The following is a 21,856-nucleotide window of genomic DNA, read 5'->3' on the forward strand; positions in this document are numbered from 1 at the left end:
CTTAAGTCGATAGAGAAAGTTATGAGGGAGGTTGGTGACCGCCGGGACAGTCACACTTAATGGTATAGGCAGCTGGATGATCTGATTCGGACTCAGATACCCACTTCCGCCCGCCGCAGGCTGACGCCGCCCACCTTCCACTCGCTGTCCCGTTCAACCATTCGGTAGTAGGCGTTCCAGAGCTTGCCCTCCGGGCCCTTCAGGCGGACCACCTGGATCTCGAAACGGTCATGGGGAATGCGCTCGCCAAAACGGATGGAGGCAGGCCGGTGCACCGCCGGATAGCCGCGACGAACCACATGTAGCAGCATCTCGGGCGAGCGGAGGCGCTCCTGGATACCCCGGGAGGCGTGGATCCAGGCACCCAGTTCGTCGTCGTTGGCGAAGGCCTCGATCTGGGTGAGGATGACATCGCGAATGGCCGCGTCGGTCTCATCGGCACGGAGCGACATGGACACCGCAGACAGCCCGGCCACTATTAACGCAAAGCTGAACCCGAGCAACGGGCGTCGTGCTTTCGTCATGGTGGAGCCCTCCGCAGTGAACGCCGCTACTGATGATCTACGGCGATTCGTCAAGGATGGATGGACCAGGCTGACCATTTATTGATCAATTATAGCCTGCCGGACGGCAGTTGCGATCCCATAATGTCAGGTATCGGTATTCCGCCGTCAGTTGCGGTAACCTGTGCAGTCAGGACCAGACGATGTACCCGCCCCGGGAGCAAGATGACCGCCGCCAATCTACAACCTGGCTTCCATGCCATTCATGCCAACCACCTGGAAGACCTGCGCCGGGCGGTGGTGTACCTGTGTCGCCAGACGCCCGTACCGCCCCTGGAAAGCGAGGCCTTCCTGGTGCAGAGCAACGGCATCGCGCAGTGGCTGAAGCTGGCGCTGGCGGAGAAGCGTTCCGACGATGGCATTGACGGTGGCCTGGGCATAGCCGCCGGTATGGATTTCCTGTTTCCCGCCCGCTTTATCTGGCAGGCCTACCGGGCCGTACTGCCGGACGGCGAGGTGCCTGAGCAGTCACCCTTCGACAAGCGCCGGCTGGTGTGGCGGCTCTATCGGCTACTACCGGAGCTGGTACCGACGGACGAGGTATTCGCCCCCCTGGCGCGGTTCCTGGAAGGCACCGACCCGGACCTGCGGGCTTTCCAGCTGGCAGAGAAGGTGGCCGACCTGTTCGACCAGTACCAGGTGTTCCGCGCTGACTGGCTAAGCGCCTGGGAGCGGGGCAACGAGGTGCTCATTACCGCCCGCCAGGAAGAGAAGCCCCTGGACGTGGAAACCCGCTGGCAGCCCAGGCTCTGGCAGGCGCTGGTGGCAGACGTGGGGGAGCTGTCCCACACCAGCCGTTCCCGCATTCATACCCGCTTTGTGGAAGAGGGCCAGCGCATCGCCCGGCCCGCCAACCCGCAGCGGCTGCCACAACGGATCGTGGTATTTGGTGTCTCCTCCCTGCCCCGGCAGGCCCTGGAAGCGCTGCATGTGCTGAGCCGCTTCAGCCAGGTGGTGCTCTGCGTCCATAATCCCTGCCAGTTCTACTGGGCGGATATCATCAGCGACCGGGATCTGCTTAACGCCGAACGCCGACGTGGCAGGGAACACCCCGCCCTGGCGAAGATCGCCGATCCCGAGCAGCTGCACCAGCACGCCAACCCGCTGCTGGCGGCCTGGGGCAAGCAGGGGCGGGACTATATCCGGCTACTGGACGAATTCGATAATCCCGAGGAATATCAGCACCAGCTCCAGACTCCAGACCACAAGATCGACATATTCTCCGAGCATGGTGATCAGGCTCAGCCACGGCTGCTGCACCAGCTGCAGAACGATATCTATAACCTGACACCGTTACAGGAAATCCGCGACCAGCAACGAACGCTGGACCTGGCCGGGGATCACTCGGTGGCCTTCCACGACGCCCACAACCCCCAGCGGGAGGTGGAAATCCTCCACGACCAGCTGCTGGCGGCCTTCAACGCCGACGCCACCCTGCGGCCCCGGGACGTGATCGTGATGGTGCCGGATATCAACGTGTATGCGCCCCATATACAGGCCGTCTTTGGTCGCCACGAGCCTGGCGGCACAAGAACGATCCCGTTCACCATTTCCGACCAGGGCCAGCGCCACCACGAGCCGGTGCTGATCGCACTGGAAACCCTGATGGGCCTGCCCCGCAGTCGCTTTGCGGTCAGCGAAATCATCAGCCTGCTGGAGGTGCCGGGCATCCGCCAGCGCCTGGATATCAGCGAGGACGAGATTCCCCTGGCACGGCGCTGGGTGGAAGGCGCCAATATCCGCTGGGGCCTGCACCGTCGCCAGCGGGAGACCCTCGAGCTGCCGGGCGACCTGGCACGCAATACCTGGCAGTCCGGCCTCCGCGCCATGCTGCTGGGGTACGGCATGGGGGATGACGAGCCCTGGGCCGGGGTCGAACCCTATGCGGAGATCGGCGGCCTGCAGGCCAGCCTGGCGGGTCGGCTGTCGGATTTCGCCTCCCGGCTCGAGTCCCTGTGGAATGCCCTGCAGACGCCACGCACGCCCCAGGGGTGGGAAGCCCTGTTCTCCGACATGCTGGAACAGTTCTTCCGGGATCTGGAGGGCCAGGACCTGCTGTTGCTCAACCGCTTCCGCCGCCACCTCGAACAGTGGCTGGACGATGCCCAGGCGGCCGGCCTGGAGGACACGCCGCTGCCCCTGAACATCGTCAGGGACGTGCTGCTGGATGGACTGGACGAGGGTGGCCTGAACCAGCGCTTCCTGGCCGGCAAGGTCAACTTCGCGACCCTGATGCCCATGCGGGCGATTCCCTTCCGCAAGGTGTGCCTGCTGGGCATGAACGACGGTGACTACCCACGTTCGCGCCCCCCGGTGGACTTCGACCTGATGGCCAACGACTATCGCCCCGGCGACCGCTCCCGGCGTGAGGATGACCGCTACCTGTTCCTGGAGGCCCTGCTTTCAGCAAGGGAGCAGCTCTACATCAGCTGGGTGGGCCGTAGCATCAGGGACGACTCGGAACGACCGCCCTCGGTGCTGGTCAGCCAGTTGCAGGATCATCTGGACAGCCTGTGGCTGGTGGCCGACAATCCGGACGTTAACGTCACCACCGCCCTGACAACCCGGCACCCCCTGCAACCCTTCAGCCGTGCCTATTTCCCCCTGGCCAACGGCCTGCTTCCGGAACCGGACAGCCCGCCACGCCCGGTCACCGATATCCTCCGGGATCGCAACCTGTTTACCTACGAACAGGAATGGCGCAGTGCCCACGGCACCGGACCCGACGTACAGGACAGGCTGGCGTTGCCCTGGCAGCCCCTGGAGGAAGCGATCACCTTCAGGGACCTGGCGAATTTTCTCAAGTATCCCGTCGAGACCTTCTTCCAGCGGCGTTTGCAGGTGCGTTTCGAAGGCGTGGAAGAAGACGACACCGACAATGAGAATTTCGACCTCAACGGCCTGGACCGCTGGCGCCTGGACAATGAGCTTATCGGCGAGGCCGTGCTCAAGGCCGGTGACGATGACGAACTGCAGGAGCAGATCCAGACGGTCCTCGACCGGATGGCCCGACGGGGCGACCTGGGCATGGGCCTGACAGAGCATCGCCTGCGCTCGGAGCTGGCGGAACGGCTGCCGGACCTGCATGGGCGCTACCGGAAAGCGCTGGCCGAATGGCCGGAAGCGGTGGCCGAGCCCATCACCTTCCAGCACTGCGTCACCGGCGACCTCGGCACGATGGAACTGCTGGACCTGATCGACGGATTGCGCACTGGCCCGGAGGGGGGCTTCTGCCGGGTAGTGGTCTCCCGCTCCAGCCTGCTGTCCGGCTCTGGTAGCACCCGCAAGGTGCGGTATGCCAATCTGATGACCGACTGGGTCATCCATCTGGCGGGCCAGTTGACGGACACCCCGTTCACCACGCTGCTCCTTGGCAAGGAGGAGAAGCGGAATATCACCTTCGCGCCCCTGCCGGCGGAGCACGCCCGCAAGCACCTGGACGCTATACTCACCGGCTGGATGCAGGCCACCACCCGCGCCCTGCCGCTGCACTGCGATGCCGCTTTCGCGTGGATCTACAGCTTCTACCAGAGCAAGAAGTTTCGGGGTGACCAGGGCAAGGCCATCGACGATGCCCGGCAGGTCTACGACACCGCCCTTCAGCGTGACAACGGCTACCTGCGCAGCGCCTTTGAAACGCCGGAAGAACTGGTCAACGAAGCCTTCGAAGGCTGGCTTCACCAGCTTTACGTGCCCCTGTGGGAAGCTGAACAGGGCAAGTCCGCCAGTGAGCAGGTCGAGGGAGCCTCATGAACCAGCAAAGCACCACCCTGAACCCGCTGACACTGCCCCTCAACGGCAGCACCCTGATCGAGGCCAGCGCCGGAACCGGCAAGACCTTCACCATTGCCATTCTCTATGTGCGGTTGGTGCTGGGGCACGGCCAGGCGATGGACAGCCCCCTGGGCCAGGGCATCGACCCGCCCAACCTGCTGGTAGTGACCTTCACTGAAGCGGCCACCAAGGAACTGCGGGATCGAATCCGTGCCCGCCTGACCCAGGCGGCGGAGGTATTTTCGGACGCGGCCGACGACGCCAACCCGCCCCCGGAAACCGCCCTGATTTACCAGCTACGGGACGAAAGCTACCCGGACCCGGCCACCTGGCCGGCCTGCCGCAAGCGCCTGCTGCTGGCGGCGGAATGGATGGACGAGGCGTCGGTATCCACTATCCACAGCTGGTGCCACCGCATGCTCAGCGAGCACGCCTTCGACAGCGGCAGCCTGTTCCGCCTGACCCTGGAAACCGACCAGACCGAACTGCTGGACGAGGTGGTACGGGACTACTGGCGCACCTTTGCCTACCCCCTTTCACCGGCCCTTATGGAGGAGGTACTCGGCCACTGGAAGACCCCCGCGCACCTGCGCAAGTCCGTCCGCAACCTGCTGCCGGATGCCGGCAGGGGGGCAATGCCACCAACCGACGTCCAGGGCGCCATCGAGCAGGCCGTCCAGCAGCGCCGAGACCGCTCGGATGAACTCAGGGCCCTGCCCTGGGCGCAGTGGAAGGACGACGTCATTGATCTTCTGACAGGCCTGGGCAAACGCCTCCATGGCAGCAGCCGCAAGTCCATGGTCACCGCCTGGGACAACCTGCTGGCCTGGGAAGAGTCCGACGACCTGCTGCCGGAGGGGCTGGACAAGGCCGGCCTGCAAAACCAGACTCCCGAGGGCCTGGCGGAAAAAGTGAAAGGCGACGGCCCCCTGCCCGAACACCCCGCCTTCAACGCCATTGCCGATCTGATGGACTTCAGCGCGAACCAGCCCAGTGCCCGGGCGGATATCCTGCGCCATGCCAGCCACTGGATCAGCCAGCGTCTGGAATCGGAAAAACAGAAACGCTCGGAGATGGGCTTCGACGACCTGCTGACCCGGCTCGACGACGCCCTGCAGGGGCCTCGGGGACCACAACTGGCTGCCACCATTCGCCGTCAGTTCCCGGCGGCACTCATTGACGAATTCCAGGACACGGACCCGGTGCAATACCGCATCTTCGACCGGATCTACCGGGTGGCGGATGCGGATCCGGCCACCTGCCTGCTGATGATCGGCGACCCCAAGCAGGCCATCTATGGCTTCCGTGGCGCGGACATCTATACCTACCTGGAAGCCCGCCAGGGAGTAAAGGACCGCACCTTCACCCTGGGCCGCAACTTCCGTTCATCCCAGGCGATGGTGGATGCGGTCAACCGGGTCTTTGAACACGGCGACCAGCACGCCCGCAGCGGCGCCTTCCTGTTTGGCAAAGGGGGCAACACACCGCTGCCCTTCCAGCCGGTGAACGCCAACGGCACCAAACGGACCTGGTCGGTCGACGGGGAGGTCCAGCCCAGCCTCCGCTTCTGGACACTGCAAAGCGACGAGGAAAATGCCAAAGGTGAACCTGCGGCTCTTGCCAAGGGCAGGGCCACGGACCAGATGGCGGAAACCTGCGCCAGCGAAGTGGCCCGGCTGCTCACCCTGGGCCAGTCCGGCCAGGCCGGCTTTGCCGCCCACGACAATCCGGACGATGTGGATCCTGCGCGGCCCGGCGATATCGCCATCCTGGTGAATAACCGCAACGAGGCGGCCGCCGTCCGCGATGCCCTGCGCCAGCGCCGTGTCCGCAGTGTCTACCTGTCGGACCGGGATTCGGTGCTCACCTCGCCGGAAGCCCAGGAAATCCTCTGCTGGCTGAGGGCCTTCGCCGAGCCCCGGCAACTGTCCCTGGCCCGGGCTGCGCTGGCGACACCCACCCTGGGGCTGCCCTGGCACGACCTGGATCAGCTGCTCACCGATGAAATCGCCCTGGAGCGGGAAATCGAGCGCTTCATGGGCTACCAGCAGCAATGGCATAATCAGGGCGTACTGCCAACCCTGCGACGGTTCCTGATGGATTTCGAGGTGCCAGGCCGGTTGCTGCAACGTCCGGACGGTGAGCGACGACTCACCGACATCCTCCACATCGCCGAACTGCTGCAACAGGACAGCCTGCAACTGGATGGCGAACACGCCCTGGTTCATCACTACACCCAGATACTGAGGGCCGCCGATACCGAGGACGAACACCGCACCCTGCGGCTGGAAAGCGATGCCGGGCTGGTGAAGGTCATCACCGTGCACAAATCCAAGGGCCTGGAATTCCCGCTGGTGTTCCTGCCCTTCGGCACCGCCTTCCGTGCCCAGGACCAGAAGCAGGCCTTCGTTCGCTACCACAACGACAGCGGCCAGCTCGTCACAGTATTTGATCCAACACCGGACGACGTGGCCCGGGCCGACCGTGAACGTCTCGGCGAGGACATCCGCAAGCTCTACGTCGCCCTTACCCGGGCCCGTCACGCCACCTGGGTCGGGGCGGCCGCCCTGCCCGACTGGCACCTCAGTGGGCTGGGTTACCTGCTGGATGGGCAGGGTGAAGCCAGCGGGGAACTGGACCGCTGTCTGCGGGCCCTCGCTGACGGCGAAGCGGCCATTACCGTTGAGCCCCTGCCGCAGCCGGAGGAAACCCGGTACACGGAAGACGCCCCGGAAACCCTGGGCCCCGCCCTGGTCTCCACCCGTGAGGCCCGGGAGAACTGGTGGATTGCCAGCTACTCTTCCATCGAATACGCCGGCCTGACCGGCACCGGCATTCCCTTCGTGGATGAGGTGGAGGACGCCGAGGCCCAGAACCTGGTGGAGGAAAGCCGCCAGCCAGCCGAACCGGGCACCACAGCCCCGGCCGCCCGCAACCAGCACCACTTCCCCAAGGGCGCCGGCCCCGGTACCTTCCTGCACGAACTGCTGGAATGGTGTACCGCCCAGGGCATGGCAGAGGTTGCCAGGGATCCGGCGCTGCTGCGGGACCAGCTTGCCCGCCGTTGCCGCACGCGGGGCTGGGGCGAATGGCTGGAACCACTGGAACAATGGTTACTGACCATCGTCCGCCAGCCATTGCCCCTGGACCGGGATGGCGTCGAGAAAGCCAGCCTGGCCTCGCTCACCACCCTGCGTCCGGAACTGGAGTTCTGGTTCGAGAGCTGCCATGTCAGTACCCGCCGGCTGGACGCCCTGGTGAGCCGGCACACCCTGAACGGCGCCGACCGGCCCCAGGTGGACGAGCAGAACTTCAATGGCATGCTGAAGGGGTTCATCGACCTGGTGTTCGAGCATAACGGCCGCTATTACGTGCTGGACTACAAGTCCAATACCCTGGGCGACGACGACAGCGCCTACACCCGCCAGGCCATGGGGGAGGCCATCCTGGAGAAACGCTACGACCTGCAGTACGTGCTCTACCTGCTGGCCCTGCACCGATTGCTGAAGGCCAGACTGCCACACTACGACTACGACACCCACATTGGCGGTGCTGTCTACCTGTTCCTGCGGGGCATCGAAAGCCCGTCGTCGGGGGTCTTTGCCGACAAGCCACCGAAGGTTCTGATTGAATCCCTGGATGCCCTGTTCGATGGCGACACTGACCGGGGGAAAGCTGCATGAGCCGCCGCACACCCACCCACGACCATCAGATTTCCCTGGACCTGGGAGACTCAACGAACGCCGCCGCTGCGACCCCTCCGTCCGACACTACCGGCCATGGGCCAACGGCGGATACCACCAGACCCTTTGCCGATCCGGACAGTATGGAAAAGCTGCTGGCCAGCTGGCAGGAGCAGGACTGGATCCGCCCCCTGGACCGGGAGTTCGCCTGCCTGATACGAACCTTGAGCGAAGAACAGGGGGAGCACCCCGAGCCCCTGCTGATCCTGCTGGCGGCTCTGGTATCCCACCAGGTGGGCCGGGGGCATGTCTGCATTGACCTGGAGGCGCTGCTGGGCAATGCCGGCGAGACCCTGTCGCTACCACCGGAAGAGGCAACCGCCCCGACACCCCCGAATCAGCCGCCGGCCCTGCCCCGACCCGACCAGTTGCTCGAGCGGGTCAGCCAGGACCAGTGCCAAGGGGTGCTTGGGGCCGCCTGCGCCGCCAGTAACGGAGGCCAGGCCACCCCGCTGGTGCTCGATAACAACCGACTTTACCTGCGCCGGTTCTGGCGGTATGAGCAACGCATTGCCGAGGGTATCCGGCACCGGCTGGAACAACCGTCACCGATGGCCGATACCACAAGCGTTGAAGCCCGCACCCTGAGCTCGGCCCTGGCTACCCTGTTCCCCGCAGGGGATGAGGTGGATTTCCAGAAACTGGCCTGCGCGCTGGCCGCCCGCAACCGGTTTGCGGTCATCACCGGCGGCCCCGGCACCGGCAAGACCACCACCGTGGTCAACCTGCTGGCTGCCTTGCAGGCGGTGGCCGGGGCATCGCCGGGACGCCGGGGCCGAAAGTTCCGCATCCGCCTGGCCGCGCCCACCGGCAAGGCCGCGGCCCGACTCAATGAGTCCATCGGTGGCGCGGTCAGCCGTCTGCCACTGGCGGAGTTACCCGGGCACGTCAGCCAGGACGACATCCCCACCCGGGTCACCACCCTGCACCGGCTGCTTGGCAGCCGACCGGACTCCCGCCAGTTCCGGCACAACCGGGACCACCCGTTGCTGGTGGACATCCTGGTGATCGACGAAGCCTCCATGGTGGATGTGGACCTGATGGCCTCGGTGATCGACGCGCTGCCGGCCAGTGCCCAGCTGATCCTGCTGGGGGACCGGGACCAGCTGGCCTCGGTGGATGCCGGGGCGGTGCTGGGGGAGCTCTGCCAACGGGCCGGGGCGGCCCACTATACGGCGGAAACCGCAGACTGGCTGAGGTCCATTACCGGGGCGCAGGTGCCCGATTCGCTGCGGGACGACAACGGCAGTGCCATGGACCAGGCGGTCGCCATGCTGCGCAAGAGCTACCGCTTCCATCAGGACAGCGGCATTCGCATACTGGCGGATGCGGTCAATACCAACGCCCTGGATGAGGCGCTGCTGGCAAAAGCACGACAGGGTGCTTTTGAAGACGTGGCGATACTGTCGGCAGGCCCGGACCGGGAACACGCCCGCAACCAGATCTGCCACCATGCCGAAGCCGGCACACCCACGGCCTTTCACAATAATGGCGAGGGCCGGCTGATCAATGGCCAGCCGCTGCCGCCCCCCGTGGGCTATCATCACTACCTGGCCCGGCTACGCGACCACGCCCTGGATGCCGATAGTCCCCTGGCCGACTGGGACGCCCTGGCGCGACAGGTACTGGCCGATTTCAGCGATTTCCAGGTGTTGTGCGCCCTGCGCAAGGGGCCCTGGGGCGTGGAAGGCCTGAATGACCTGATCGCCAATCAGTTGCTGGAGCGGAAGCTGATACCCCGGGCGGAAGGCTGGTACGCAGGCCGCCCGGTGCTGGTCACCGGCAACGACTACAACCTGGGCCTGATGAACGGCGACATCGGCATCACCTTCAGCCTGCCCTGGGACCGGGACGAGAGTGGCCAGCCGAAACCCACCCTGCGGGTCGCCTTCCCCGCCAGCGATGGCACCGACACCATCCGCTGGATTTCCCCCAGTCGCCTGCAACAGCTGGAAACCGTCTATGCCATGACCGTCCACAAATCCCAGGGCTCGGAGTTCACCCACACCTGCCTGGTGCTGCCAGACCGCCTCAGCCCAGTGCTGACCCGGGAGCTGGTCTATACCGGTATCACCCGCGCCCGGCACTGGTTCAGCCTGTTTGCGGGGGATGAAACGGTGCTCAAGGAAAGCGTGGCCCAGCGGGTGGTACGGGCTTCGGGATTGGCGGAGGGGTTGTGGGGGTGAGCAGCCGGGACAATGCCACTGTTTATCCCCTGTAGAGGGTAAAGCCGGTTTTATCCTCTACTGGGGATAGATCACATCGGCGTCGAATACTTTATACTCGACCACCTTCGCAAACGTCGAAATCACAAAAACACGACCATTCAGGAGAACCAGATATGACCATCCAACTTAACAATCAGGTCGCCATCATCACTGGTGCCGGCGGAGGCCTAGGCCGCTGTCACGCCCTCGCCCTGGCCGCCCGTGGCGCCAAGGTGGTTGTCAACGACCTGGGCGCCGAGCCCGCGGAAGCGGTTGCCGAAGAGATCCGCGCCGCCGGTGGTGAAGCCATCGGCCACGCCTGTTCCGTGTCGGACTATGCTGCGGTGGAAGCCATGGTCAGCAAAGTGATGGAGCAATGGGGCCGGGTCGATATCCTGGTGAACAACGCCGGTATCCTGAAGGACAAGACCTTTGCCAAGATGGAGCTGGACGACTTCACCAAGGTTCTGGATGTGCACCTGATTGGCTCAGTGAACTGCACCAAGGCGGTATGGGAGATCATGCGCAACCAACAGTACGGCCGCATTGTGATGACCACGTCGTCTTCCGGCCTGTTCGGCAACTTCGGCCAGTCCAACTACGGCGCTGCCAAGCTGGCCCTGGTGGGCTTCATGCAGACGCTGGCCCTGGAAGGACAGAAGTACAACATCCGGGTGAACTCCCTGGCACCCACCGCCGCCACCCAGATGACCGAAGGCCTGATGCCCCCGGAAGTACTGGAGAAGCTGAAGCCGGAAACCGTCTCCCCGGGCGTGGTATTCCTGTGCTCGGAAGACGCCCCGACCCGCACCATCCTGGCCGCCGGTGCCGGTTCCTTTGAAACCGCTCATATCACCCTGACCAAGGGTGTCTACATCGGTGATGACGAGGATGCGGCGGATCAGATCGCAGCCCGTTTTGCCGAGATCTCCGACCGCACCGGCGACCAGGTGCCCGGCATGGGCGGCGCCCAGGGCCAACAGGAAATCACCAACCTGATGGAAGCCCACAAGAAGGGCTGATCTGATCAGTGTCCTGACCGCCACCTTCCCCCGGTGTCGGTCAGGCCTCCCCTTTACCCTGCCAGCCTATTTTTTCCAGAAGTGCGGAGAAAACATCACGAACACGGAAAGCAGTTCCAGCCGGCCCAGCAGCATCGCGGCCATCAATACCCACTTGGCTGCATCGGGTACCGTCTGAAAATTTCCGGCGGGCCCGATGATGGTCCCCAACCCCGGGCCGACATTGGCCAGCGCCGTGGCCGCACCAGTGAGGCTGGTAACCAGATCCAGACCCAACGCCGCGAGGATGGTTGCCACCACGGCTAGTGTGGCAAGAAAAATGAACGAGAAAGCAACACTGGATGCCACGATCTCGTCACTGATCAGGCGACCGTTGTAATGCCGTGCCACCACCACGTTGGGGTGCAACAGACGCAGCACCTGCTCCCTGAGCAGCAGCATGGACAGCTGGAAGCGGAAAATCTTCATCCCCCCGCTGGTGGAGCCTGAGCAGCCCCCCACAAAGGTCAGGAAGAAAAAGATCACGACCGCGAAGGAACCCCAGAGGGAATAGTCCTGGGAGGCGTAGCCGGTGGTTGTGACCACCGACGTCACGTTGAACAGGGCATGCACGAAGGTCTCGATGGGCAGGGCATTCTCATTGTAGACCCGGTAGATGGTGATCATCAGGGCCACACCAAACAGGACTTTCAGGAAGAAGTGGACCTGCCTGTCCCTGAGCAACGGCTGGGCATGCCCATTGAGCAACCGGACGAACAGGAAGAAGGGCACGCCCCCCAGCATCATGAAGATCGAGGACGCAAACAGTATCGACAACTGATCGAACTGTCCCATGGAGCTGTCGGAGGTGGAATAGCCACCGGTAGACACCGTGGTGAGCGCGTGGTTAACCGCCGCAAACAGGTCCATCCCCAGAACCCAGTACACAAAAACGCACCCGAAGGTCAGCGCCAGGTAACTGAATACCAGACCCCGCGCCAGTCGATTGGTACGGGGCACGGCTTTTTCCGTCCACTCCGAGGACTCGGTGGCGAACAGGCGCATACCACCAATCCGCAGGAACGGCAGGATGGCCACCGCCATGCCGATAATGCCGATACCGCCCATCCACTGCATGATGGAACGCCATAACAGGATGTCTGACGGCATGGCGTCGAGCCCGCTGAGCACCGTGGAACCGGTGGTCGTGACGCCCGAAATGCTCTCGAAAAAGGCGTCGGTAACCGACAGGTTCAGGTCACTGAGTAACAGGGGAAGACTGGAAAACAGCGGAATAACAACCCATGCGGAAACCGTCAGCACGAACATCTGACGCTGTTTAAGCCGATGTGACCGTCTGCCGGTTACCAGAAAGCATGCCAGGCCCACCACGAAGACGATGACGGAGGACTTCACGAAAGCCAGCCAGTCCGGAGTATCGCCCATAGCCAGCAGATTGACCGGCAACGTCATCAGGAAGCTGAGCAGGATTAACAGAAATCCCAGAATCTGTACAACAGGAATCATAATGTCTGATGAGTCACCGGTTAAGCTTCTGACGGTGCAGCCATCTGGCAAACGCAGTGCCGACCACGCCCGACGTTATCTGGCTGTACGTATAAAAAACCGCCCAAAACACTTGCCCGGCATCATGACTGGCAACATAACCCCCAGGTGCCGCAGCGAAGGTGGCGAACGTTGCCACGGCGATTCCCAACAGCGCCCCATAGCGCCAGGAAATATAGATAACGGGAGCCAGGTAAGGGATAAGTACAGTGACGGGTTGAGTGTTATATAGATTAGTGGCCATGAGTAACAATAGCCAGACAGAAACAGCGCCGAAGTCCAGTAATACGCCTGGCGCCGGCATGGGTAAATGATCGTACTTCATTGTGCCCCGGGCGATGCTGAAGACTGACCAACAGAGGATGCAGAAGACCACATTTTCATGCCGGTTTGGACAGGGGCCGTCAAATTTTTACGCCATTTTTACGGGCTACACTGCCCCTTACTCGGATAATCAGCAGCAGGTTTCAAGCAGACAGGAAGCGGTTCTCATGATCGAAAAGCAACAAATTCTGGTCATCGGCCTGGGCGTATTCGGAGCAACTATCGCAAGGGAGCTTTCGAGACTAGGACACGAGGTTCTTGGCATAGATGTGGACGAGCAGAGGGTCGACCGGCTGGCGGACGAAATCACTCATGCGATTATTGCGGATGTGACCGATGAAACCGCGCTGCGGGAACTGAACGCCGGTTCGTACGACGTTGGCGTGGTAGCGATTGGCAGGCATGTTGAGGCCACCATCCTGGCAACCATGCAACTCAAGGAGCTGGGCGTGGAAAAGGTCTGGGCCAAGGCGCTGACCAATCAGCACCACAGGATTCTCGAACGCCTGGGGGCCGACCGGATCATTGGGCCGGAATATGAAATGGGTATCCGGGTGGCGCAGGAACTGAACTACCCGATGGTTCACGACTATCTCAGTCTGGGCGACAACGAGTTTGTGGTAGAACTGCATACCACGGAGGAGCTTATCAACAAGTCCCTGGATGCACTGATCGAGGAATCTGACGTGACTACGCTGATGGTTCGTCGTAACAGGGACTCAATCGTTATGCCCAACCGGTCCTTTACCATCCAGGAGGGTGACAAGCTGATCCTTTCAGGTCAGCTGAGTGCCCTTCAGGGCCTTGTGCGTCACCTATGAGATCCAGTGTTCTTTCGCTAATCCGCGCCGGACGGGACACTCGCAGGCGACATCGGCTGAACCCCCCGAAACTACTGATCGAGGGTTTCCTCGCCCTGATTGTAATCGGCGCCTGTGCCCTGAAGTTGCCGTTTGCCACCGTCTTGCCAATTTCCTGGATGGAAGCTTTCTTCACCGCAACGTCAGCCGTCACGGTTACCGGGCTGGTTGTGGTGGACACCGGCAGCCAGTTCACGCTTTTTGGTCAGGTGGTCATCCTGACGCTGATTCAACTCGGTGGCCTCGGGCTGATGACATTCGCCGTGCTGACTGCGCTGGCCCTGGGATTCAGGCTAAGCCTGAGTCACCAACTGGCAGCAAAGGAAGCATTCAATCAGGTGACCCTTGGCACCGCCGTGCACGCCGGCAGGTCGATCGCCCTGTTCGCAGTGCTTATGGAGGGTTTAGGGCTGATTTTGCTGGCCATCTTCTTTGTCCCCGAACTGGGGTGGGGCCAGGGCCTCTATCATGCGCTTTTCTACACCATCTCGGCGTTCAACAATGCAGGGTTCGCCCTGTCATCCGACAGTCTCTCGGCCTATGTCACCAGTCCGGGAATTTCGCTTTCGGTAACATTCCTTTTCATTATTGGCGGGCTGGGATATCTGGTCGTCATCGAGGTGTTTGAGAAACGACGCTTCAGCGCCTTGTCCGTGTACGCCCGGTTGATCCTGGCATCCACCCTGATTCTGAACCTGCTGGCAACGCTGATTTTCCTCCTCCTGGAATACGACAACCCGGCAACACTTGGAGCTTTTGAAGATTTCTTCAGCAAGCTGCTGGCAGCCTGGTTCCAGGGCACCACGCCCCGTACAGCTGGCTTCAATACCATTGATATCGCGTCGATCAGTGCCGGCACCAGTGTACTGTTCCTGCTTTTGATGTTCATCGGCGGAGCCCCAAACTCCACATCCAGCGGAATCAAGATTTCCACGTTCGTTATTTTGCTGGCGGCGACCCGGTCCTTTCTCCGGGGCAACCTGGATATCACCCTCTTCCGACGCTCCATCAGCCGCGAATCATTACTCAAGGCTTTAGCCGTAACAACCCTGGCCATGGCCATCGTATTCCTGGCGGTCATGGGTCTCTCAATATTGGTGAAGGATGATTTTCTCAACATCGCCTTTGAGGTGGTGTCCGCTTTCGGCACAGTCGGTCTGTCCCGGGGCACAACAGAACACCTGGGCGCTGCCGGTCAGCTGGTAATTATGGCAACCATGCTTATTGGCCGTGTGGGGCCGCTGACGCTGGGATATATCCTGACAGTACGACGCAAAACCACCGTACGGTACGCCCGGACAGAGCTCCCGGTGGGGTGAGTCAGAAATCCGGTTCGCAGAAGCGGTAGCCAATGCCGGGTTCGGTCTCGATGTACTTCTGTTCCGTCGGGTCGTCCCCGAGTTTCTGCCTCAGCCGCCCTATAACGATGCGGAGGTAATGCGTGTGCTCCGTGTGTGTCGGCCCCCAGATTTCCTCCAGCAGCCTGGCCTGTGTGACCAGTTGCCCCGGAGAGGCAACCAGGCGTTCAAGAATAGCGAATTCCTTGGGCGTCAGACGGATCAGGTGGCCGTCTTTGACCACCTGATGCCCGGCCAGATCGATTGTCAGCTCACCATAGGTTACCGCTCCGCCAACAGCTCTGCTGCCAGCCCTCTGCGCCACCTGCCGAAGGTGCACACTCATTCGCGCCAACAGTTCGTCGACTCCGAAGGGTTTGGTCACATAGTCGTTGGCCCCCAGGTTCAGGGCTTCGACTTTTTGCTGCTCATGATCCCTGACCGAGAGGACGATCACCGGAACAGCGGTGATCGTCCTCAGTTTTTTCAGGACAACCACGCCGTCCAGGTCTGGCAATCCAAGATCCAATATAATGATGTCCGGTTCCCATTCGCCGGCCTGAGCAAGTGCGTCGCGTCCGTTCGCCGCTTCCTGGACCTGGTAGCCATCAGCCTTGAGGCTGATCCTGAGGAACTGCCGGATCTGGCTTTCATCATCGACGATGAGCACCCGAGCCCCGACATCAGCTTGTGAACCCTTCATGCTTTCATCCTGATACATTTGCAGCAACGTCGTCAGTGCGAGAGGCCGCATCAACCGGCAACCTGATTTCAAATCGTGCACCTTCACCGGATTCCGGCTCAACAACAAGCACCTCACCGCCATGGGCCCTTACCAGCCCTTGACTGATCGCCAGACCAAGACCCGTGCCCCCCTGATCCGCGTGTGGACCGGAATCACCGGTAAAGAAACGCTCAAAAACACGTTGGCGCAGATGCTCCGGAATACCCGCTCCCTGATCCGAGATCACCAGGACAGCGTGGTGATCCTGCCAGGCCGCCGAAATCGTCACTACGGTACCAGCAGGAGCATACCTGCCCGCATTTTCGAGGATATTCACCAGGGCCTGCTCGATAAGCGCCGGATGCACGTAGATCAGGGGCAGGTTGTCGTCGATCCGCAGGCGGACATCGACATCTTCCAGCACTTTTCGGGTCCGGCGCAGCGCAGAAGCCAGCAAATCGGTAACCGCAATCCAGTCACGCTCAATTTTCAGTGTGCCGTGCCCCAGCCTGGTCATGTCCAGGAGGTTCCGAATATACCGATCAAGCCGCTGCCCTTCAGCCAGGATGGCCTCCAGCAGACTGGTCCGATCTTCCTCGGACATCTGGTCGTGCAGGCTCAGCAGGCTGCTCGCTGATCCGATCATGGAAGACAGCGGGGTGCGCAAGTCATGGGAAATTGACGAGAGCATGGCGGACCGCAAACGTTCGGTTTCCTCCGCAACCCTCGCACGCCGCTCAGCTTCCAGCTGCGTACGTAACCGACCGGCGAGGTGCCCGACAATGACCGCAACCAACAGGAAAAACAGCACCGTGGCCAGTTCATCGGGGTTGGTAATGTGGAAGGTAAAGCGGGGTTCCGTAAAACCAAAATTGTAAACGAGAAAACTCACCACTGAAGCCAGCAGCCCCGCATAGACGCCGGTCCGCGCCGCCAGCCAGACCACGGCCGTAACAAACACCAGAGCCAGGCCACCGACCGGCAGCACCGGTTTAAGCAGCACCGCCATGGCTGTGGCAGCGGCCAGCGCAATCAGGAAATGGCCAGCTATGGCAAAACGACGATGAATCATCATGGCCACCCCCTCAACCTGAGCGACCCACCAGGTGTTCAATGCCCGCCAGCATCATCTCGATACTGAACTCCGCATCCGCTTCGCTGGTGCCATGCGCTTCATGTCTGTCTGTTTCCGGCTCGCCATAAAGGGGGCGCAGCCGTAATCCGTTAGCCGCCACGTTGGCCATGCCAATGCCGTAGGTGTACAGGGCACTGGTGGCTCTCGGCATATCCTGCTCCTTTACTCCCGCCGTCTGCAGTGCACGCTGGATGTAGTGGAAGATTTCCCGCTCCCGCTCGGTGCCGTAGGCGCTGGTAATCATGGCAGGGAAAACACCCGGGTAGCGTTGGGCGACCTGATGGAAACCCTTGCCCAGCTGCCGCAGGGCCTCCTTCCAGTCCGCCGGCATCGGGTCGGGCAGCGGCAGCTCCTCCTGGACGGTCTGGAACACGCCCTGCAGCAATGCCTGCTTGTTTTCCACATGGTGGTAGATGGACATGGCATCCACCCCCAGTACCCCTGCCAGCTTGCGCATGCTCAGATCTTCCACGCCATTCTCCTCGATCAGCGCCAGCGCCGTTCGATAGATGCGTTCGGGGCTCAGGGGCTGACGCCTGGCCGGTGCCTGTCGTGCCATGGGCTGTCCTGTGGTGGGTTTATGCCAGCGGGTTTCAAATTCGCGCCTCAATCATGCCCTGAAAAGCGACCATTGACCAACCCTACACTGTAGGGTAGCTTTTCCGAAACCCTACGGCGTAAGGCAACAATAACGACTATGACGCAAGGATCGGGTACCCCAACAACCACAACGTCCGAAATCACCCTGCAGCCGCTGCCTCACCCGCCACGCTGGCCCCTGGTGGGCAACCTGCTGCAGATTCCCAGGTCTCGCATGGCACAGTATTTCCTCGATGTGTCCCGGGACTTTGACGGCATCTTTGAGATGGATTTCGCCGGGGTCCGTATTCCGTTTGCCTTCTCGGCGGCGCTGGTGGAGGAGCTCTGTGACGAGACCCGCTTCCGCAAGGTGATCCGGCCGCCCCTGTCCCTGCTGCGGGATGTCGTGGGTGACGGCCTGTTCACCGCGAAAAGCGACGAGGCACCCTGGGGCAAGGCCCACCGTATCCTGATGCCTGCTTTCAGCCAGCGGGCCATGAAGGGCTATTTCAATGCCATGGCGGACGTGGCCGGGCAGCTCTGTGACTACTGGGAAGCACATCAGGGGGATGACCTGCTGGTCGCCGACGACATGACCCGGCTGACCCTGGATACCATCTCCCTGGCGGGCTTCGATTACCGCTTCAACTCCTTCGACTCCCGGGACCTGCATCCGTTCCTCGGCGCCATGGTTCGGGTGCTGGCGGCCAATATGGCCAAGCTTACCCGGCTGCCGATGCTGGAGAGATTACGCAAGGATCCCCCGGACTACCTGGCCGATATCGACACCATGAACCATCTGGTGGACGAGGTCATCCGCCAGCGCCGGGAAAACCCCACCGACAGCAACGACCTGCTCAACCTGATGCTGACCGCGGAAGACCCGGAAACCGGCGAGCGACTGGACGACCTCAATATCCGCCAGCAGGTACTGACCTTCCTGGTGGCGGGCCACGAAACCACCAGCGGGCTGCTCACCTTCACCCTCTACCTGTTGCTGCGCCACCCCCATGTGCTGGCCCAGGCCTATGCCGAGGTGGACCGGGTGCTGCCGGGCGATACCGTGCCGGACTACCGCCACCTGGCCCGGCTGGATGTGATCGAGCGGGTACTGAAGGAATCCCTGCGCCTGTGGCCCACGGCCCCCGCCTTCATGGTGGCGCCCTACAAGGACGAAGTCATCGGTGGCAAGTACCGCATCCCCCGTAACCAGGGCATTTCCGTGCACCTGCCCGCCCTGCACCGGGACCCCAAGGTATGGACCGACCCGGACGTATTCGATATCGACCGTTTCCTGCCGGAGAACGAGGCGAAGATTCACCCCCATGGCTACAAGCCCTTTGGCAACGGAGAACGGGCCTGCATCGGTCGTCAGTTTGCGCTCACCGAAGCCAAGCTGGCGGTGGCCATGATCCTGCAGCGGTTTGCCCTGTCGGACCCCCATGATTACCAGCTGGATATCAAGGAAACCCTGACCCTCAAGCCGGACAACTTCTACCTGCGGGTGCGCCGCCGCAACGAGCGGGACCGGCTGGTAACCGAAGCCCCGGCCAGCGCCACCACCGAAGCGCCCGCCCCGGAACACCCGGATGTCAGCGGCGAAGGTGAACCCTTTACGGTCGCCTGGGGGTCAGCCCTGGGCACTGCCCGCGACATCGCCGAGGAACTGGCCACCCGGGCTGGTGACCTGGACTTCAACGCGCAATGCGTGACCCTGGATAATCTGGTCGGCAAGCTGCCGGAATCCGGCATCCTGGTGGTGGTGACCGCCACCTACAACGGCTACGCGCCGGACAGTGCCAAGGCCTTCGAGGCGTTACTGGACGAGGACGGACTGGCCTCTGTGAAACGCCCCGGTCTCAGGTTTGCCGTGCTCGGCTGTGGCAATACCCAATGGGTCAACTACCAGGCCTTTCCCCGTCGCATGGACGAAGCCATTGCCTCTACCGGTGCCACCAGACTACTGGAAAGAGGGGCCGCTGACGGCAACGGTGACTTTGAAGGGGCGGTGGAAAGCTGGCTGGGAGATTTCTGGCAGACCCTGGGAGAAACCACCGGCTGCGACACCGCCAACATTGCCCTTCCCCTCACACTGGTGGACAGCCAGGCCACACGGGCCACCGTGTTGCCTGCCCAGGCGAGAGCCCTGACCGTACTGCACAACCGTGAGCTGGTTACCGAGGCCGATCAACTGGCCGACTTCACTGGGAACCGCCCCCGGTCATCCACCCGCGACATCCTGATCGCCTTGCCGAAAGGTATGAGCTATCAAACAGGCGATCACCTGGCGATCTACCCGACCAACGGCGATGCGCTGATTCAGCGGGTATGCAGGCTTCTGGACCTGTCTGCCACAGACCTGATCCGCACCGGATCCGACCATTGCCCGCCCCACCTGCCGGCCGGGGCCACCCTGAGTGTGGGCCAGCTCCTGGCCCAGTTCCTGGAGCTGCAGGAACCCGCCAGCCGCCGGGACATCCGGGTACTGGCCGCCCACAGCCCCTGCCCCCACACCCGCCAGGCGCTTCAGCAACTGGCGGAAGACAACGACCGATACCACCGGGAAATACAGGAGAAGCGACAGTCAGTGCTCGACCTGCTGGAGCACTACCCGGCCATTGACCTGCCCGTGGAGGTTTTTGCTGCCCTGTGCCCGCCCTTGCGTGCCCGCTTCTACTCCATATCCTCCAGTGCCCTGGCCCGCCCGGATCAGGTCCGGCTGACCGTGGGTACGGTGCAGGCACCGGCCTGGTCTGGCAAGGGTGAATACCGCGGCGTGGCAACCGGTTTCCTGAAAGACCTGCAGGAGGGCGACGAGATACTGGCCTATGTGCGACAACCCTCCCCACCCTTCGCCCCGGTGTCAGACCCGGCGCAACCAATGATCCTGATCGCTGCGGGCACCGGCCTGGCCCCTTTCCGGGCCTTTCTGGAGGAACGGGCCGAACAGGCCGGCAAGGGCCAGGCCATCGCCCGTAACCTGCTGTTCATAGGCTGCCGCCACCCGGCCCACGACCAGCTCTACCCGGCGGACCTCGAGCAATGGCAACAACAGGGGGTAGTAACCATTCATCCCGCCTACTCGGCCCTGGCAGGTTATCAACACCGCCATGTGCAGGACGCCCTGTGGGCAGCACGGGATCTGGTCTGGCAAACACTGGAAGCCGGAGCGCCAGTCTATGTCTGCGGCGATGGCGCCCAAATGGCCCCGGCAGTCCGTGACTGCCTGATCCGCATTGCCGAAACCTGCGGCGACATGCCACGGGAACGGGCCTCGCAATGGCTGCAAACCCTGATGCAGGAGGGGCGCTACCACCAGGATATTTTCGGGAGCCAGTAATCAGCCTCTTGCGCTGGATCAGCTCATCAATCGCGCATCCTTGTTGCACAAGAAATATGCGCATATCATGAGTTCATCGCTCCGCACGAGGACATCATCATGCAATCTGCTGAAGCTACGAATTCCACCCGAAAGCCAACGAACCTATCGCTAGATAGCGCTCTTCTCAAAGAGGCAAAGATTCTGGGAATCAATATCTCACGGTCGGCAGAGGCGGGGATTGCGGAGGCTGTAAAACGTCATAGGCAGGAAAACTGGCTGAAAGAAAATGCCAGTGCTCTGGCAAGCTCGAACGCCTACGTTGAAGCCAACGGTCTGCCTCTCGCACGGCATCGTCGGTTCTGATGGCTCGTTTCGATATTTTCGAAAATAGAGATGGGGCGGGCTATTTGCTGGACGTTCAGTCAGACCTTCTGAATGGCTTTAACACCCGGGTTGTGGTGCCATTATTGCCGAAATCCTCAGCGCCGTCCCCTGCCCAGCGACTTAACCCTGTGTTTAGCATTGAAGGTCAGGAGGTCGTAATGGCCACTCAGTACATGGCCGCTGTACCAGAAGGTGAATTGCGTTCTGGCGTTTGCAGCCTGGCAGAGCGGCAGTAGGAAATCTCCGCAGCGTTGGACATGCTGTTTCTGGGCTTTTGATACAGGAAAATGCCCCAGGCAGTCATTCCAGACTTACCTAAAGCTTTGGCGTAACCAGG

The 21,856-nt window shown here is 62.1% G+C and carries 15 protein-coding genes; 9 read left to right on the forward strand and 6 right to left on the reverse strand.

Features of this window, described 5'->3' with window-relative positions:
* Positions 1-92: 92 nt before the first annotated feature.
* Entirely contained in the window at positions 93-524 is a 432-nt protein-coding gene (locus ACFOZ5_RS11870; protein ID WP_379887545.1) for a DUF4864 domain-containing protein, read from the reverse strand.
* Between the two features lie 204 nt (positions 525-728).
* On the opposite strand from ACFOZ5_RS11870, the gene recC reads away from it, so the two are divergent.
* The 4 genes from recC (at position 729) to ACFOZ5_RS11890 (ending at position 11,309) form a co-directional block, all read left to right on the forward strand.
* Entirely contained in the window at positions 729-4,316 is a 3,588-nt protein-coding gene (recC, locus tag ACFOZ5_RS11875; protein WP_379887547.1) for an exodeoxyribonuclease V subunit gamma, read from the forward strand.
* Positions 4,313-8,020, forward strand: coding sequence for an exodeoxyribonuclease V subunit beta (gene recB / locus ACFOZ5_RS11880; RefSeq protein ID WP_379887549.1), 3,708 nt, complete (start codon positions 4,313-4,315; stop codon positions 8,018-8,020). Before recC ends, recB begins: the two co-directional genes overlap by 4 nt.
* The gene (gene recD, locus ACFOZ5_RS11885) at positions 8,017-10,266 is read left to right on the forward strand and encodes an exodeoxyribonuclease V subunit alpha (RefSeq protein WP_379887551.1); all 2,250 of its coding nucleotides are present in this window, start codon (positions 8,017-8,019) and stop codon (positions 10,264-10,266) included. The genes recB and recD overlap by 4 nt, the downstream gene beginning before the upstream one ends.
* A gap of 155 nt (positions 10,267-10,421) precedes the next feature.
* Entirely contained in the window at positions 10,422-11,309 is an 888-nt protein-coding gene (locus tag ACFOZ5_RS11890; protein WP_379887554.1) for an SDR family NAD(P)-dependent oxidoreductase, read from the forward strand.
* Between the two features lie 66 nt (positions 11,310-11,375).
* Here ACFOZ5_RS11890 and ACFOZ5_RS11895 read toward each other — a convergent pair whose 3' ends face one another.
* Positions 11,376-12,815 carry a TrkH family potassium uptake protein gene (locus ACFOZ5_RS11895; RefSeq protein WP_379887556.1) on the reverse strand — a complete coding sequence of 480 codons (1,440 nt, stop codon included), beginning with the start codon at positions 12,813-12,815 and terminating at the stop codon, positions 11,376-11,378.
* A 13-nt stretch (positions 12,816-12,828) separates the two neighbouring features.
* The gene (locus tag ACFOZ5_RS11900; protein WP_379887558.1) at positions 12,829-13,179 is read right to left on the reverse strand and encodes a hypothetical protein; all 351 of its coding nucleotides are present in this window, start codon (positions 13,177-13,179) and stop codon (positions 12,829-12,831) included.
* Between the two features lie 166 nt (positions 13,180-13,345).
* Between ACFOZ5_RS11900 and ACFOZ5_RS11905 the strand changes: the two genes are divergently transcribed.
* Positions 13,346-13,999, forward strand: coding sequence for a potassium channel family protein (locus ACFOZ5_RS11905; RefSeq protein ID WP_379887560.1), 654 nt, complete (start codon positions 13,346-13,348; stop codon positions 13,997-13,999).
* Positions 13,996-15,357: a TrkH family potassium uptake protein gene (locus ACFOZ5_RS11910; protein ID WP_379887562.1), complete on the forward strand. Its 1,362-nt coding sequence runs from the start codon at positions 13,996-13,998 to the stop codon at positions 15,355-15,357. The genes ACFOZ5_RS11905 and ACFOZ5_RS11910 overlap by 4 nt, the downstream gene beginning before the upstream one ends.
* 1 nt (position 15,358) lies before the next feature.
* Here the strand turns inward: ACFOZ5_RS11910 and ACFOZ5_RS11915 are convergent, their stop codons facing one another.
* Genes ACFOZ5_RS11915 through ACFOZ5_RS11925 form a run of 3 tightly spaced genes read right to left on the reverse strand, consistent with a single transcriptional unit; the run spans position 15,359 to position 17,793 of the window.
* Positions 15,359-16,078: a response regulator gene (locus ACFOZ5_RS11915; RefSeq protein WP_379887564.1), complete on the reverse strand. Its 720-nt coding sequence runs from the start codon at positions 16,076-16,078 to the stop codon at positions 15,359-15,361.
* A gap of 4 nt (positions 16,079-16,082) precedes the next feature.
* Complete coding sequence (locus ACFOZ5_RS11920; RefSeq protein ID WP_379887566.1) at positions 16,083-17,174, reverse strand: sensor histidine kinase; 1,092 nt, start codon at positions 17,172-17,174, stop codon at positions 16,083-16,085.
* 10 nt (positions 17,175-17,184) lie between these two features.
* A complete protein-coding gene (locus tag ACFOZ5_RS11925; protein WP_379887568.1) occupies positions 17,185-17,793 on the reverse strand; it encodes a TetR/AcrR family transcriptional regulator in 609 nt (202 codons plus the stop codon).
* A 138-nt stretch (positions 17,794-17,931) separates the two neighbouring features.
* Between ACFOZ5_RS11925 and ACFOZ5_RS11930 the strand changes: the two genes are divergently transcribed.
* From ACFOZ5_RS11930 to ACFOZ5_RS11940, 3 genes are all read left to right on the forward strand, one after another.
* Complete coding sequence (locus tag ACFOZ5_RS11930; RefSeq protein ID WP_379887570.1) at positions 17,932-21,153, forward strand: bifunctional cytochrome P450/NADPH--P450 reductase; 3,222 nt, start codon at positions 17,932-17,934, stop codon at positions 21,151-21,153.
* A 99-nt stretch (positions 21,154-21,252) separates the two neighbouring features.
* A complete protein-coding gene (locus ACFOZ5_RS11935) occupies positions 21,253-21,498 on the forward strand; it encodes a type II toxin-antitoxin system CcdA family antitoxin (RefSeq protein WP_379887572.1) in 246 nt (81 codons plus the stop codon).
* Entirely contained in the window at positions 21,498-21,755 is a 258-nt protein-coding gene (locus ACFOZ5_RS11940; protein ID WP_379887574.1) for a CcdB family protein, read from the forward strand. The genes ACFOZ5_RS11935 and ACFOZ5_RS11940 overlap by 1 nt, the downstream gene beginning before the upstream one ends.
* The last annotated feature ends 101 nt before the right edge of the window (positions 21,756-21,856 follow it).

Source organism: Marinobacter lacisalsi (assembly GCF_042651045.1).
GTDB classification, from domain to species: domain Bacteria; phylum Pseudomonadota; class Gammaproteobacteria; order Pseudomonadales; family Oleiphilaceae; genus Marinobacter; species Marinobacter lacisalsi.

Bases quoted from the DNA above. Each gene is read 5' to 3' on its own strand.
- ACFOZ5_RS11905 (WP_379887560.1), top strand. From the start codon at position 13,346: ATGATCGAAAAGCAACAAATTCTGGTCATCGGCCTGGGCGTATTCGGA.
- ACFOZ5_RS11935 (WP_379887572.1), top strand. From the start codon at position 21,253: ATGCAATCTGCTGAAGCTACGAATTCCACCCGAAAGCCAACGAACCTA.
- ACFOZ5_RS11910 (WP_379887562.1), top strand. From the start codon at position 13,996: ATGAGATCCAGTGTTCTTTCGCTAATCCGCGCCGGACGGGACACTCGC.
- ACFOZ5_RS11890 (WP_379887554.1), top strand. From the start codon at position 10,422: ATGACCATCCAACTTAACAATCAGGTCGCCATCATCACTGGTGCCGGC.
- recB (WP_379887549.1), top strand. From the start codon at position 4,313: ATGAACCAGCAAAGCACCACCCTGAACCCGCTGACACTGCCCCTCAAC.
- ACFOZ5_RS11870 (WP_379887545.1), bottom strand. From the start codon at position 524: ATGACGAAAGCACGACGCCCGTTGCTCGGGTTCAGCTTTGCGTTAATA.
- ACFOZ5_RS11930 (WP_379887570.1), top strand. From the start codon at position 17,932: ATGACGCAAGGATCGGGTACCCCAACAACCACAACGTCCGAAATCACC.
- ACFOZ5_RS11920 (WP_379887566.1), bottom strand. From the start codon at position 17,174: ATGATGATTCATCGTCGTTTTGCCATAGCTGGCCATTTCCTGATTGCG.
- recC (WP_379887547.1), top strand. From the start codon at position 729: ATGACCGCCGCCAATCTACAACCTGGCTTCCATGCCATTCATGCCAAC.
- ACFOZ5_RS11900 (WP_379887558.1), bottom strand. From the start codon at position 13,179: ATGAAGTACGATCATTTACCCATGCCGGCGCCAGGCGTATTACTGGAC.
- recD (WP_379887551.1), top strand. From the start codon at position 8,017: ATGAGCCGCCGCACACCCACCCACGACCATCAGATTTCCCTGGACCTG.
- ACFOZ5_RS11895 (WP_379887556.1), bottom strand. From the start codon at position 12,815: ATGATTCCTGTTGTACAGATTCTGGGATTTCTGTTAATCCTGCTCAGC.
- ACFOZ5_RS11940 (WP_379887574.1), top strand. From the start codon at position 21,498: ATGGCTCGTTTCGATATTTTCGAAAATAGAGATGGGGCGGGCTATTTG.
- ACFOZ5_RS11915 (WP_379887564.1), bottom strand. From the start codon at position 16,078: ATGAAGGGTTCACAAGCTGATGTCGGGGCTCGGGTGCTCATCGTCGAT.
- ACFOZ5_RS11925 (WP_379887568.1), bottom strand. From the start codon at position 17,793: ATGGCACGACAGGCACCGGCCAGGCGTCAGCCCCTGAGCCCCGAACGC.